The organism is Halobacillus sp. Cin3 (genome assembly GCF_947311855.1).
GTDB lineage: Bacteria > Bacillota > Bacilli > Bacillales > Halobacillaceae > Halobacillus > Halobacillus kuroshimensis.
Window position 1 is genome coordinate 603,510 of record NZ_CAMZMV010000001.1, and the last position, 14,913, is coordinate 618,422.

Consider the following 14,913-nt stretch of genomic DNA (forward strand, 5'->3'; position numbering starts at 1 on the left):
TGAACGTCATAAGACAGGGAAGTGGGGAAATGAAGCAACAGTGGTTGGACTGGGTCAAAGCATTTGCCATTGCTGCTGTTCTGGCAGTGATTGTACGGGTATTTATTTTTGCACCTGTTGTCGTCGAAGGACCGTCTATGCTTACGACACTTCATAGTGGAGATCACCTCATTGTGAGTAAGCTGCATAAACGTCTGACTTCTCCTGATCGGTTTGATGTCGTCGTTTTTCATGCAACAGAACAGAAAGATTACATAAAACGGGTCATCGGTATCCCAGGGGATCACATCGCCTATGAAAATGATCAGTTATATGTGAATGGCGAACGGGTGGAGGAGCCTTTTCTTGAAGAAAGAAAGGCGCAGCTTCCGGAAGACGGAAGATTGACCAGTGACTTCAGGATGGAGGAGGACATTCCAGGGGGTTTTGAGGAAGTGCCTGAAGGTCATGTCTTTGTCCTTGGGGATAATCGGGACAATTCAACAGACAGCCGTGTTCTCGGCATGATTCCGGAAGAGCAGCTGGTTGGAGAAGCTGTGTTATCCTACTGGCCGCTGGACCGTATCCGTATCGTTAATTAGGAGGATTTACATGAGTATACAATGGTTTCCCGGGCACATGGCAAAAGCGAAACGGGAAGTAGCAGAAAAATTAAAGCTCGTTGACTTTGTCATTGAACTTGTCGATGCCCGAGCACCTTTATCTTCACAGAACCCGATGCTTCACGGGATTCTTCAGGAAAAGCCGAAAATGGTTGTGCTGATGAAAAAAGATCTGGCTGATCCTGCAGTCACAGAGCAGTGGATCGACTATTTCCAAAACAAGAATATTCCCGCTGTTGCGATTGAAGCCAATCAAAAGCAGGATGTCCAGCGGGTGGTTCAGAAGGCAAAAGCTCTCGGGAAGGAAAAAATCGATAAGCTCGTGGCCAAGGGGATTCGTCCAAGAGCTTCAAGAGCGATGATTATCGGTATCCCGAACGTCGGAAAATCGACGCTGATCAACCGTCTTGTAAATAAAAGAGCCGCAAAAACGGGAGATAAACCCGGGGTTACGACAAAACAGCAGTGGATTAAAGTGAAGAAAGAATTTGAACTGCTGGATACACCGGGAATCCTCTGGCCTAAATTTGAGGAAGAAGAGGTCGGATACCGCCTCGCGTCCATCGGGACGATCAAGGATCAAATTCTGCCTAAGGAAGATGTAGCCGCCTACGTTCTTGATTTTCTCAGCCGGGAATATCCAAGTATGCTTGAACATCGGTTCGGGCTGGAGCAGGTTGATGATATGATGGACGTTTTTGAGCACATTGGTAAAAAACGGGGCTGCCTGGAAAGCGGAGGCCACGTGAATTTTGAAAAAGTGTCCGATATTATTCTTCAGGATTTACGCACAGGAAAACTCGGGCTGATCAGTCTGGAAACCCCTGAATAGATGCAGGAAGGAGCGCTGCAGGCCCGTGCCTGGAGCGCTTTTTTTATGCGTGTGAACCTGTAGATCCGACAGTCGAATTAAAAGAAACGGAGGAGCCAACATGTCCAAACGTACAATCAATGAAATTAAAGCCATGCTGCAGGCACAGAAGCCGACAGAAGCCCAATGGGAGGAACTGTCCGGGGACACCCGAAAAGGCGTACAGCACCTGTTGAAGCAGTACACAGACAGGCAGAAGAAAAAAGAAGCCCTTCGCAAACAATATGAAGACATGCTTGTGTTTGAAAAGGAAGCCTGGGCAGGAGAGCGTCAATATGTATGCGGTATTGATGAAGCCGGAAGGGGGCCGCTTGCTGGTCCGGTCGTCGCAGGAGCGGTTGTCCTTCCCGATGATTATTATCTGGAAGGTCTATATGATTCCAAGCAGCTTTCAGAATCCAGGCGGGAAAGTTTTTATGAACAGATTACAAGAGATGCCGACTGGGCAGCCGGTATTGTATCCAGCGGGGAAATCGATCAGCTCAATATCTATCAGGCGGCCAGGCTCGCTATGAAACGAGCCGTATCCCAGTTGAAACACGAGCCGGATCACCTTTTGGTCGACGCGATGACGCTCGGTGATGGATGGAGTGAAACGAAACTGATCAAAGGGGATCAACGGAGTGTATCCATCGCTGCTGCCAGTGTGATTGCCAAGGTAACGAGGGACCGGATGATGGCAGAACTCGACGAAGTGTATCCGGGCTACCACTTCAAGTCCAACCAGGGCTATGGAACCAAAGATCACCTGTGGGCCCTTGAAACCTATGGAATCACCCCTGTACACAGGAAAACCTTTGCTCCCGTAAAAAACATGCTCTAGAAGGGGGAGCCGTTTTCGTTATTGAAAAAGACTCTTCAAGGGAGTAGGAACAGAGGAGACGGATCTGCTCTGTCCTACTCTCTTTTGTTTACATAAGATAATTTTTGTTAATCTATTGAATTTTTCGACAGATATCACGCTTTTTATGGACAATTGACAGCGTTTTTTTATACAATGTACTTGCAGTGAAAATTGATGGGAGGATGAAACATGAACATTCATGAGTATCAAGGAAAACAAATCATGCGTGATTTTGGCGTTTCTGTGCCAAATGGATACGTAGCTTATACAGTCGATGAAGCTGTTGAGGCAGCAGAGAAGCTTGGCAGCAGCGTTACTGTCGTGAAAGCGCAGATCCATGCAGGTGGGCGTGGAAAAGCGGGCGGAGTGAAAATCGCCAAAAATCTTGATGAAGTACGTACATATGCCGATGAAATACTGGGTTCAACGCTTGTCACCCATCAGACTGGACCAGAAGGCAAGGAAGTTAAGCGCTTACTCATCGAGGAAGGATGCGACATTCAGAGTGAATATTATGTCGGTCTTGTCCTTGACCGTGCTACAAGCCGGGTGACGATGATGGCCTCTGAAGAGGGGGGTACGGAGATTGAGGAAGTGGCATCTGAAACACCGGAAAAAATCTTCAAGGAAGTCATTGATCCGGTTACAGGTCTGACTCCTTTCCAGGCAAGACGTCTGGCTTTTAATATCAACATCCCTAAAGAAGCCGTAGGTAAAGCGGTCAAGTTCATGCTCGGCTTGTATGATGTGTTCGTTAAAAAGGATTGCTCCGTAGCTGAAATCAATCCCTTAGTCACTACTGGAGACGGGGACGTCCTTGCCCTGGATACAAAGTTGAATTTTGACGACAATGCTCTGTTCCGTCAAAAAGATATCATGGAGCTTCGTGATCTGGATGAAGAAGACCCGAAAGAAGTGGAAGCATCCAAGTATGATCTCAGCTACATCGCCCTGGATGGCAATATCGGCTGCATGGTTAACGGAGCTGGACTGGCTATGGCGACGATGGATACTATCAAGCACTACAGCGGTGATCCAGCGAACTTCCTTGATGTCGGCGGCGGTGCGACGACGGAGAAAGTCACCGAAGCTTTCAAAATTATTTTATCCGACGATAACGTAAAAGGGATTTTCGTCAACATTTTCGGAGGCATTATGAAATGTGATGTCATTGCTGAAGGTGTCGTAGAAGCGACGAAGCAGATCGGTTTGACACTTCCGCTTGTCGTCCGTCTGGAAGGAACCAACGTCGAGGACGGAAAGAAAATTCTTGATGAATCCGGTTTGAACATTACTTCTGCAGATTCCATGGCAGAAGGCGCACAAAAAATCGTGGAACTAGTGAAGTAGGAAAGGCGGGGAATGAGATGAGTGTATTTATTAACAAGGATACTAAAGTGATTGTTCAAGGGATTACAGGATCAACAGCCTTGTTTCACACGAAGCAGATGGTGGAATACGGCACACAGATTGTCGGTGGAGTAACACCAGGCAAAGGCGGCACAGAAGTGGAAGGCATTCCTGTTTTCAATACCGTATCAGAAGCGGTTGAAAAAACAGGTGCCAACGCTTCGGTCATCTACGTACCTGCCCCATTTGCTGCAGATGCCATTATGGAAGCGACAGATGCAGAAATGGATCTGGCCATCTGCATTACCGAGCATATTCCTGTTCTGGATATGATTAAAGTGAAACGGTATATGGAAGGCAGGAAGACGCGTCTTGTCGGGCCGAACTGTCCGGGAGTCATTACGCCGGATGAATGTAAAATCGGCATCATGCCTGGATACATCCATAAGAAAGGCCATGTAGGGGTTGTATCCCGGTCCGGTACATTGACGTATGAAGCCGTACACCAGCTGTCTGAGGCAGGAATCGGTCAATCCACAGCCGTCGGCATCGGTGGTGACCCTGTAAATGGCACTGACTTTATTGATGTCTTAAAAGCCTTCAATGAGGATGACGATACGGAAGCTGTCATTATGATTGGTGAAATCGGCGGAACCGCTGAGGAAGAAGCGGCTGAATGGGTGAAAGCGAACATGAACAAACCTGTTGTCGGCTTTATCGGAGGCAGAACAGCACCACCAGGGAAACGTATGGGGCACGCGGGTGCCATCATTTCCGGTGGTAAAGGGACAGCGGATGAGAAAATCCGTGTCATGAATGAATGTGGGATTCAAGTGGCAGAGACTCCATCTGTCATGGGAGAAACCCTTATTGAAGTATTGAAAAATGAAAATCTTTTCGACAAATGTAAGACCCATTAAAAGGGAGTCCGGGGAGGCCGTATCGATAAAGATGCGGCCTCCTTATCATGAAATCCAATACAAATGAGGTGCCGTATGAATTCCAAACGAATCAGACTGATCGGCCTGCACAGCCTTTCGATGATAAGCAGAGCACGGATAAGAACCCTGCTGACATCTGACCCTGAACTCGATTTCCTCACAAACTTTTCCCCCGAACAATTCGCTTCTTTAACAGGGATCCCTATCCACACCTCCCATATGATTTATCGAAGGCTGAAAGACCCTAATATAATGAAGAAACTCGACAACTATTTTTGGAGGTATACCATTTTAACGTGGTTTGATGACCGGTTTCCTCCTATGTTCCGCACCATTCCCGACCCTCCTTTAGTGTTGTATATAGAGGGCCATCCCGATCTTCTCTCCAACGCTTTCTCCCTCAGCGTCATCGGTACTAGAAAACCTTCTTCTTACGCTTTCCCAGCTATGAAACAGGTGCTCACTCCACTCATTAAGCAGGGAGCCTTGATTGTCAGCGGGATGGCTTATGGAATTGATCAGTATGCGCATACCCTCGCTGTTCATAATGGCGGAAAGACAGCCGCTGTTCTTGGGTCGGGTTTTGAGCACATTTACCCTTCAAACAACCTTTCTTTGTATAAACAAATGGCTGACCATCATATAGTCATTAGTGAATACCCTCCTGATATGCCGCCGAAGAAATATCATTTCCCTGAAAGGAACCGGCTTATTTCAGGATTGAGCCCCGCCACATTTGTCATTGAAGCAAAAATGAGAAGTGGGACAATGATTACGGTAGACCAGGCTCTGGAGCAGGGGAGAAGCGTGTATGCCCTTCCAGGTCCGGCGGGAAGCCCGACAAGTGAGGGGTGTCACCACCTTATAAATGAAGGGGCCAAGCTTGTTCACACGTACCAAGACATAGCCGAAGACTGGTTTGAAAAATTTGAATAATCGATGACAAAGGTGGTACAGTACTAAGAAGAATTAGTCGTTATTCCCTAATAAAGAGAGAGGACCGGTTTGACAAACGGTTTCATTGTATTTAATAATAGGGAAGATTTATTTTATGTAAAATTTATAGAGAAAACACCTCTATGGGAGGAACCTGTATGGCAGATTATCTTGTAATAGTGGAATCACCTGCAAAAGCAAAAACAATTGAACGCTATCTTGGAAAAAAATATAAAGTTAAAGCTTCCCTCGGGCATGTCCGTGACCTTCCAAAGAGTCAAATGGGTGTGGACGTGGAACATGAATTTGAACCAAAGTATATTACGATACGAGGCAAGGGTCCTGTATTAAAAGAATTGAAGACGGCCGCTAAGAAGGCCAAGAAAGTCTACCTTGCAGCCGACCCCGACCGTGAAGGGGAAGCCATTGCGTGGCACCTTGCCCACAGCCTGGACATTGATGATAAGTCCAAATGCCGTGTCGTATTTAATGAGATCACTAAAGAAGCTATTAAAGATTCCTTTAAACAACCGCGGAGCATCGATTCAGATCTTGTGGACGCTCAACAGGCCAGACGTATCCTTGACAGGCTTGTAGGATACAACATCAGCCCGATTCTCTGGAAAAAAGTGAAAAAAGGGCTGAGTGCCGGGCGTGTACAATCCGTTGCAGTAAAAATTATTATTGACCGCGAGAATGAAATTAAAAACTTCCAGCCGGAAGAATACTGGACCATCGAAGCTGATTTCCTGAAGGACAAGGAGCCTTTTGAAGGATCTTTCTACGGTGTCGATGGTAAAAAGCAGGAGCTTAAGACTCAGCAGGACGTTGAAACGATCCAGTCCCGTCTGGATGGCAGGAACTTTACAGTAGACAAAGTAAACAAGCGGGAAAGGCGACGGAATCCTTCGCTTCCTTTCACAACATCCTCCCTCCAGCAGGAAGCAGCACGAAAGCTCAACTTCAGGGCTAAGAAGACGATGATGATTGCCCAGCAGCTTTATGAAGGGATTGATCTCGGCGGCAAACAGGGGATCACTGGTTTGATCACCTATATGCGTACCGACTCGACACGTCTTTCGAATTCTGCAAAGGATGACGCCAAGCAGTACGTGGAAAACAATTTCGGTAAAGAGTTTCTTGGTGCCGGCAAAGCGGCTAAAAAGCAGGAAGGGGCACAGGATGCCCACGAAGCGATCCGTCCGACAGGTGCTGATAGAGATCCTAAAGCTATGAAGAGTATCCTCTCCAGGGACCAGTACCGTCTTTATAAGCTGATCTGGGACCGCTTCATAGCCAGTCAGATGGCACCGGCTGTCCTTGACACGATGACCGTCCACATGACCAATGAAGGGGTGGAGTTCCGTGCAACGGGCTCTGAGGTCAAATTCAAAGGTTTCATGAAAGTATATGTGGAAGGCAATGATGACAACAAGAAGGAAAAGGATAAGCTCCTGCCGCATCTCGAGGAAGGCATGACAGTGAAGGCAGAGGAAATCAAGCCAAACCAGCACTTCACTCAGCCGCCTCCACGCTATACCGAAGCGCGCCTTGTAAAAACGCTGGAGGAACTGGGGATTGGACGTCCTTCCACTTACGCTCCTACGCTCGATACCATCCAGCGCCGCGGATATGTCGCTTTGGATAATAAACGATTTGTTCCAACCGAGCTTGGTGAAATCGTCCTTGATCAACTGCGCGAGTACTTCCCGGAAATCATCGATGCTGCGTTTACGAAGGAAATGGAAGATGACCTTGATGCCATTGAAGAAGGCAAAGAGGAATGGGCCAACATCATCGGCCAGTTTTATCAAGGTTTTCAGCCGAGACTGGAAAAAGCAGAAAAAGAAATGGAAGAAGTGGAAATCAAGGATGAGCCTGCAGGCATTGATTGTGAAAAATGCGGCCATGAAATGGTCTATAAGATGGGACGCTACGGAAAGTTTCTCGCCTGTTCCAACTTCCCGGAGTGCCGGAATACGAAGCCGATTTTGAAAAAGGTCGGAGTGACTTGTCCGAAGTGTAAAGACGGAGAAGTGGTGGAAAGGAAGAGTAAGAAGAATCGGAAGTTCTTCGGGTGTGAAAATTATCCGGACTGCGATTTTATTTCCTGGGATAAACCGATCAGCCGGCCATGTCCGAAATGTGAGTCCCTGCTTGTAGAGAAGAAAGTCAAGAAAGGTACCCAGATCCAATGTACCAGCTGTGATTATAAAGAAGAACCGCAGGCCTGAGTCCTGTTATATTTTCAAGAGCCTATGACTATCCTTATAGTCATAGGCTCTTTCCAATTATTTTAATTGACACGGGTGGAGTTGGACGCTATAATTACGCTTTGGTAAGGCTACATACTTGACAGCACTGATGGCACAGCGGCTGGAGTCGGAAATACTGTAATCTTTTCCAATTAATTGTTCAGACTTGGAAACAATTCAGAATTTTGTTACATTTTAATTAAATCCATTGTTTATTCAGTCAATGGTGTGATAAAATTTAATCGCCTTTGTGAGGTGAAAAACTCATGCATTCCTATAAAGACTCTTTTATGGAGTACCTTCAGATTGAAAAGAACGCGTCCCCTCTGACAATCAAACATTATGGCAGAGATATTGATGAGTTCTATACTTTCCTTCATGCGGAAGGTACAGCCATTGAGAACTGTGATTATTCCACCGTCCGAGTATTTTTAACAAAGCAGTATGAAGCCGGGTACGCGAGAAAAACTGTTTCCAGGAAAGTGTCCAGTCTCCGGAGTTTTTTTAAGTATTTAGAAAGGGAGAATTGGTTTGACAGCAACCCGTTCGCCAATGTGTCGCTTCCTAAAGCGGAAGCCCCTATTCCTAATTTCTTTTATGAACAGGAACTGGATCAGCTTTTTCAAGTCAGTGATCTGACAGATCCACTCGGACAGAGAAATCAGGCTCTTCTCGAACTGTTGTATGGAACGGGAATTCGTGTGAGTGAATGTGTCCAGTTGAAAACAGGAGACCTGGACTTTTCCCTGAACACAGCTCTTGTCCTCGGGAAGGGAAGAAAAGAGCGGTATGTTCCTTTTGGAAAGTCAGCTTCACAAGCGCTCCGAACATACATGGAAGACGGCCGTCTTGACTTAGCGTCTAAACATAAGGACCCAGTCCGGACATTGTTTCTCAATGCCCGGGGAGGGCCGCTTACGGCTGATGGAATCCGTTTGATTTTAAATAAAATGGTGAAAGAAGCTGCGTTAACTGTGGATGTTCACCCTCATAAGCTCCGGCATACCTTTGCTACACATATGCTGAACGAGGGGGCTGATATGCGGTCCGTTCAGGAACTGCTCGGCCATGAGCATTTATCCTCCACACAGATTTATACGCATGTAACCAAGGATCGACTGAGAAATGTATATATGAACAGCCATCCAAGAGCGAATAAGAGGTGAACCACATGGATCAGCAATTTCACGCCACGACAATTTTTGCCGTCCAGCATAATGGGAAATCAGCCATGAGCGGGGACGGACAGGTGACTTTAGGAAATCAGGTAGTGATGAAGCATACAGCCAGGAAAGTGAGAAGACTGTTCAACGATCAGGTGCTCGCAGGCTTCGCCGGTTCCGTAGCCGATGCTTTTACACTTTTTGAGAAATTCGAAGGCAAGCTTGAGAATTATGACGGTAATCTGGCAAGAGCTTCTGTGGAACTGGCCAAGGAGTGGCGCAGTGACCAGGTACTAAGGAAACTGGAAGCCATGCTGATTGTAATGGATAAAGAAAAAATGTTTCTCGTCTCCGGAACGGGGGAAGTCATTGAACCAGATGACGGAATACTTGCCATCGGATCCGGCGGAAACTTTGCTCTCAGCGCCGGACGCGCATTAAAGAGATACTCCCCGGATCAGTCTGCTCCGGATATCGCAAGAGCTGCGCTGGAAATTGCCGGAGAAATCTGTGTGTTTACAAATGATCAGATCGTTTTGGAAGTTCTCGAATAAGGAGGACCAGGAATGTCTATACAGTTAACCCCTAAACAAATTGTAGAAAAACTTGATCAATACATTATTGGACAGGACAGTGCCAAACGCTCCGTCGCTATTGCTCTTAGGAACCGTTACCGCCGCATGCAGCTGACTGATGAGCTGAAGGACGAAATTGTTCCTAAGAATATTTTGATGATGGGTCCGACAGGCGTAGGTAAAACAGAAATCGCCCGCAGACTTGCCAAGCTTGTAGGAGCTCCTTTTGTAAAAGTTGAAGCCACCAAATTCACGGAAGTCGGTTATGTCGGCCGTGACGTCGAATCCATGGTGCGCGACCTCGTCGAAATGGCGGTCCGAATGGTCAAGGAAGAGAAAATGGACGCGGTCAAGGACCGGGCTGAAGAACAGGCGGATAAAAGACTGGTGAAACTTCTCGTTCCATCCAAAAAGAAGCAGAATAATAATTTCAAGAACCCTTTTGAAATGTTGTTTAACCAAAATGGCCAGCAGGACAACCAACCCGATGAGTCTCAGGAAGAAGCTGAAATCGAAACGAAGCGGAGCCGGATCCGCCACCAGCTCGATATAGGTGAGCTGGAAGACCGCATGGTGACGATAGAGGTCGAAGAATCGCAGTCTTCCATGTTTGATATGCTCCAAGGTTCAGGAATGGAACAGATGGGGATGAACATGCAGGATGCATTCAGCCAGTTTATGCCGAAGAAAAAGAAAAAGCGCCGCCTTTCCGTATCAGAAGCGAGAAAAGTGCTGACCCAGGAAGAAGCGGGAAAACTTGTGGACATGGATGAAGTCGGACAGGAAGCGGTTTATAAAGTAGAGCAGTCCGGGATGATCTTTATCGATGAGATTGATAAGGTCGCGGCAAAGGGAGACAACCAGGGGAATGTATCACGGGAAGGTGTACAGCGTGATATTCTTCCGATTGTGGAGGGATCCACGATTGTAACGAAGTATGGACCTGTAGCGACCGATCACATCCTCTTCGTAGCAGCAGGGGCCTTCCATATGTCCAAACCATCTGACCTGATCCCTGAACTGCAGGGACGCTTTCCGATCCGTGTGGAGCTTAACAAGCTCAGCGTCGCCGATTTCAAGCGTATATTAATGGAGCCTTCCAATGCCCTTTTAAAACAATATAAAGCTTTACTTGAAATCGAAGGTATAAAGGTTGAATTTTCTGACGATGCTGTTACCAGACTCGCAGAAATCGCTCATGAAGTGAATCAGGAAACAGATAATATCGGTGCCCGCAGACTTCATACGATTCTCGAAAAACTACTTGAGGATCTATCGTTTGAAGCTCCGGATGTCATGATGGAAACCATCGAAATTACACCGCAGTATGTAGACAGTAAATTATCATCAATTGTTAAAAACAAAGATCTCAGCCGATTTATCTTGTAGGAGAGATCAACAAGGAGGAAATGCACATGAAACTACTAGACCGTGCACGTAAGATCAACGCAATGCTGCAGAAAACAACAGGAAAGTCCGTCGACTTCAATGATATGTCCGCCACGATGCGTGATGTTATTGAAGCCAACACATTCGTACTGAGCCGCCGCGGAAAGCTTCTTGGCTTTGCGATTAATCAGGAGATTGAGAACGAGCGTATGAAGGCGATGCTTTCTGACCGCCAGTTCCCGCAGGAGTATACCCAGAGTCTGTTCAATATCCAGGAGACAACACCTGATATTGATATCGACAGTGAATATACTGCCTTCCCTATTGAAAACCGCGATTTGTTTGAGAACGGTCTGACAACCATCGTTCCGATCATCGGAGGCGGACAGCGCCTGGGTACATTGATTCTGAGCCGTCTTAACGGAAATTTCAATGACGATGACCTTCTTCTAGCTGAATATGGTGCCACTGTTGTAGGCATGGAGATTCTTCATGAGAAAACAGAGGAAATCGAGCAGGAAGCGCGGAGCAAAGCTGTTGTGCAAATGGCGATCAGTTCTCTGTCCTACAGTGAACTTGAAGCCATCGAACATATCTTTGATGAACTGGAAGGCAATGAAGGACTGCTGGTGGCAAGTAAAATTGCCGACCGAGTGGGGATTACCCGTTCTGTCATCGTAAATGCACTCCGTAAACTGGAAAGTGCAGGAGTCATCGAGTCCCGTTCTCTTGGGATGAAGGGAACCTATATTAAAGTTCTTAATAATAATTTCTTGCTGGAGCTTCAGAAGCTTCGCACAAATTAAAGGAAAGCAGGCCGTGTGCCTGCTTTTTTATTTTTATCCATTTATATATAATACAGCCTCTGCTGTATGCCTAATGGATTATTTTTTTATTTTCCAATAAATACATACTATTCGACACATTTTTATGACATAATGTTCATTATAAGATTCTTTTCGACACTTTTACCAATATCATGAACTTTTTAAGGTAATTTATCATAGTTAATATGTACTATTTGTAATACTCTCGTAAAAAAGATCAGGATTGTATAGACAAATTTTAAGTAATTTTTTTAAAATTGAAGATGTGGTTATGGAAAAAATGTCGAATAAAGGATAGAGGTGGATAGATGAGCCTGTTTAATGAAACATTTACGTCCCTTCAGGGTGCTCTCGATTATTCTGCGGCCAAGAACAAAGCGTTATCCAATAATATCGCCAATGTAGATACGCCGGGATACAAGGCAGAAGGGGTGGCTTTCAAAGATATCCTTGCCAAGGAAGCGTCGTTTCAGACCAAAACAACACATGCCGGACATATCAACTTCAGCGGTGAAGCTGGTCAATCCTATACTACATATAAGAAGCATGATTCATCCTATCATCCGAACGGAAACAATGTGGATATAGATAAAGAGATGAACGAGCTGGCACAGAACCAGATCCAATATCAGGCGCTGGTGGAACGTATGAACGGGAAGTTTCAAAGTCTTCAATCCGTATTAAAAGGTGGTGGTTAATCGATGAGTATTTTTCAGGCTATGAACGCCAGCGGCAGTGCATTGACGGCCCAGAGGCTGCGTATGGATGTTGCATCATCCAACATTGCCAATGCGAATTCCACGAGAGCTTCCATCAATGAAGCTGGAGAATGGGAACCATACCAAAGGAAGATGGTTGTCTTGGAACCGGAGAGGCAGAATTTCAGGCACGTTCTGCAGCAATCCACGGAGAACGGCAGCGCATCAGGTGTGAAAGCATCGGAAATTGTGGAGGACGAAGAACCATTCAAGATGGCGTACAACCCGTCCCATCCTGATGCGGATGACGAAGGATATGTTCGAGTTCCCAACGTGGACCCCCTGCAGGAAATGGTGGATATGATGAGTGCAACACGTTCATATGAAGCCAGCGTAACATCGCTGAACGCTTCGAAAAGTATGCTGATGAAAGCTTTAGAGATTGGCAGATAAGAAAGGGGATAGATAACGGATGGCAGAAATGATTCCATTAACGAGTGTGAAATCAATATCCGAACCTGTGCAGTCACAGTGGCAGAAAGGGGTTTCCCCAAGCGAGTCCCATCGTTCATTTTCCGGTCAGTTAAAGAACGCCGTGGAACAGCTGAATCACGTCCAGGTCGTATCAGACGAAAAAACGAAGGCTCTCGCCACCGGCGAAATCGATGATCTCCACGATGTCATGATTGCATCCCAGAAAGCCGGTATTACGATGCAGACGGCTGTGGAAGTGCAGAGCAAAGTTATCGACGCATATAAAGAAATGATGCGGATGCAGGTATAGCAGTTCATTAGAAGATTTGCATTATACGATTCGTTTGAATCGTAATTTTTTTGGGGGCAGTTATGAAAGAGCAATTACATGTATTTAAAGAGCGGCTGACTGCTTTTTGGAAAGGCCGCAGCAAAGGACAGCGCAGCTTGATGACAATTGCAGGAGCTGTGCTGATTATTGCTTTAATCGTGATCAGTGTGCTGGCATCCAATACGGGGATGGTACCTCTCTACAAGGATATTACTGTGCAGGAAGCCGGACAGATAAAAGCGGAACTGGATACACGCGGCATCCCTTATGAGCTTGATCAGGGGGGGACAAGCATTCTCGTTCCTGACTCAGAGGTGGAGGGGCTTCTTGTAGATCTGGCAGCCTCGGGCATTCCGAACAGTGGAACGATCGACTACAGCTTTTTCAGTAATAACATACAGTGGGGGATGACAGACAATGAATTTGATGTCATCAAACTGGATGCTATGCAGACGGAACTGGCGGGATTGATCACAGGTATTCAAGGGATTGAAAATGCAAAAGTGATGATTAACATGCCTGAAGAACAGCTTTTTGCTGCTGATGCCGAAGCGAATGCTTCAGCGTCAGTTGTCCTTGATGTCCAGCCGGGGTATCAGCTGGAAGCGAGCCAGGTTGAAACGCTTTATAACCTTGTTTCCAAGTCCGTTCCCGACTTGTCTAAAGATAATATCGTCATCATGGATCAAAATTTTAATTATTTTGACAATCAATCTGAACTGGCTGGACAGGAAGATATGTATACATACCAGCAGAAGGTCAAATCAGATATTGAGAAAGATATCAAGCAACGGCTGCAGCATATGCTCGGTATGATGATCGGGGAGCAGAAAGTAATTGCAACCGTAACGGCAGATATTGATTTCACTAAAGAAAACCGTGTGGAAGAGCTTGTGGAACCGGTGGACCCCGAAACAATGGAAGGGCTCCCTGTAAGTATGGAATTGATTGAAGAGACATACGAAGACGGTGTTGTACCCGAAGGCGGAACGGCCGGAACAGGGGACGAAGATATTCCGAACTATGAAGCTGGCGAAACCGGCAGCGGCGATTATGAAATGAAAAAAGAAACGATCAATAACGAATTCAATCGGATTAAGAAGAATATAGAGGAAAGTCCGTATAAAGTACGGGACCTCGGTATTCAGGTGGCTGTGGATAACAAAAAATCCGTAAACGAAGACGGATCTATTGAGTATTTGACTGCAGCAGAAGAGCAGACCGTTCAGGAAAGTGTTCAATCGATTGTGGACTCGATGATTACAACTTCCATCAATGAAGAATACGAGCAGGAGAATACCGACGGAAAGGTTTCGATCGTATTCCAGGAATTCAGTGGTCAAGTGGAATTTCCAACCGGTGAACCGTCAACGGGGCTTCCGATGTGGGCCTACATCGTGGCTGGTGGACTGCTTCTGGTCATCATTGTTTTAATCTGGAGATTATTGAGACGGAACAAGGAAGAGGAAGAAGAATTTTACGTGTATACAGAGGAAAGCGCCGTACCTGAAGAAAAAACAGAAATTCCGGAAATAAAGGAAAAAGAAGATGAATCAACTCAAAAACGGAAACAGCTGGAAAAGATGGCGAAAGAAAAGCCAGAGGATTTTGCGAAGTTACTGCGCTCCTGGATTTCGGATGATTAAGGAGGTCTGAA

15 protein-coding genes are annotated in these 14,913 nt (G+C 46.1%); all 15 read left to right on the forward strand.

Translation table 11 applies throughout. The features are described from left to right. The first annotated feature begins 29 nt into the window (after nt 1-29). Nucleotides 30-581, forward strand: coding sequence for a signal peptidase I (gene lepB, locus QMA39_RS03325; protein WP_027954189.1), 552 nt, complete (start codon nt 30-32; stop codon nt 579-581). Between the two features lie 10 nt (nt 582-591). After that, nucleotides 592-1,434, forward strand: coding sequence for a ribosome biogenesis GTPase YlqF (gene ylqF / locus QMA39_RS03330; RefSeq protein WP_206932561.1), 843 nt, complete (start codon nt 592-594; stop codon nt 1,432-1,434). Between the two features lie 100 nt (nt 1,435-1,534). After that, on the forward strand, nt 1,535-2,296 hold the full coding sequence (locus QMA39_RS03335; protein WP_281657985.1) for a ribonuclease HII: 762 nt from the start codon (nt 1,535-1,537) through the stop codon (nt 2,294-2,296). A gap of 210 nt (nt 2,297-2,506) precedes the next feature. Continuing rightward, a complete protein-coding gene (gene sucC, locus QMA39_RS03340) occupies nt 2,507-3,667 on the forward strand; it encodes an ADP-forming succinate--CoA ligase subunit beta (RefSeq protein ID WP_027954192.1) in 1,161 nt (386 codons plus the stop codon). Between the two features lie 17 nt (nt 3,668-3,684). Next, nucleotides 3,685-4,587, forward strand: a complete 903-nt coding sequence (gene sucD, locus QMA39_RS03345) for a succinate--CoA ligase subunit alpha (RefSeq protein WP_027954193.1) — start codon at nt 3,685-3,687, stop codon at nt 4,585-4,587. Nucleotides 4,588-4,662: 75 nt separating this feature from the next. Further along, nucleotides 4,663-5,544, forward strand: coding sequence for a DNA-processing protein DprA (dprA, locus tag QMA39_RS03350; RefSeq protein WP_281657986.1), 882 nt, complete (start codon nt 4,663-4,665; stop codon nt 5,542-5,544). A gap of 158 nt (nt 5,545-5,702) precedes the next feature. Further along, complete coding sequence (topA, locus tag QMA39_RS03355; protein ID WP_027954195.1) at nt 5,703-7,778, forward strand: type I DNA topoisomerase; 2,076 nt, start codon at nt 5,703-5,705, stop codon at nt 7,776-7,778. Between the two features lie 287 nt (nt 7,779-8,065). Then, nucleotides 8,066-8,965: a tyrosine recombinase XerC gene (gene xerC, locus QMA39_RS03360; RefSeq protein WP_027954196.1), complete on the forward strand. Its 900-nt coding sequence runs from the start codon at nt 8,066-8,068 to the stop codon at nt 8,963-8,965. Between the two features lie 5 nt (nt 8,966-8,970). Continuing rightward, nucleotides 8,971-9,516 (forward strand): ATP-dependent protease subunit HslV, encoded by a 546-nt coding sequence (gene hslV, locus QMA39_RS03365; protein WP_281657987.1) that lies wholly within the window; start codon nt 8,971-8,973, stop codon nt 9,514-9,516. Between the two features lie 12 nt (nt 9,517-9,528). Continuing rightward, on the forward strand, nt 9,529-10,926 hold the full coding sequence (gene hslU / locus QMA39_RS03370) for an HslU--HslV peptidase ATPase subunit (RefSeq protein WP_281657988.1): 1,398 nt from the start codon (nt 9,529-9,531) through the stop codon (nt 10,924-10,926). A gap of 26 nt (nt 10,927-10,952) precedes the next feature. Beyond that, nucleotides 10,953-11,732: a GTP-sensing pleiotropic transcriptional regulator CodY gene (codY, locus tag QMA39_RS03375; RefSeq protein WP_027954199.1), complete on the forward strand. Its 780-nt coding sequence runs from the start codon at nt 10,953-10,955 to the stop codon at nt 11,730-11,732. A gap of 329 nt (nt 11,733-12,061) precedes the next feature. Beyond that, on the forward strand, nt 12,062-12,451 hold the full coding sequence (flgB, locus tag QMA39_RS03380) for a flagellar basal body rod protein FlgB (protein WP_281657989.1): 390 nt from the start codon (nt 12,062-12,064) through the stop codon (nt 12,449-12,451). A gap of 3 nt (nt 12,452-12,454) precedes the next feature. After that, nucleotides 12,455-12,904 carry a flagellar basal body rod protein FlgC gene (gene flgC, locus QMA39_RS03385; protein ID WP_027954201.1) on the forward strand — a complete coding sequence of 150 codons (450 nt, stop codon included), beginning with the start codon at nt 12,455-12,457 and terminating at the stop codon, nt 12,902-12,904. A gap of 19 nt (nt 12,905-12,923) precedes the next feature. Next, nucleotides 12,924-13,235 carry a flagellar hook-basal body complex protein FliE gene (fliE, locus tag QMA39_RS03390; RefSeq protein WP_281657990.1) on the forward strand — a complete coding sequence of 104 codons (312 nt, stop codon included), beginning with the start codon at nt 12,924-12,926 and terminating at the stop codon, nt 13,233-13,235. A 62-nt stretch (nt 13,236-13,297) separates the two neighbouring features. Then, nucleotides 13,298-14,902 carry a flagellar basal-body MS-ring/collar protein FliF gene (gene fliF / locus QMA39_RS03395; RefSeq protein ID WP_281657991.1) on the forward strand — a complete coding sequence of 535 codons (1,605 nt, stop codon included), beginning with the start codon at nt 13,298-13,300 and terminating at the stop codon, nt 14,900-14,902. Nucleotides 14,903-14,913 lie beyond the last annotated feature (11 nt).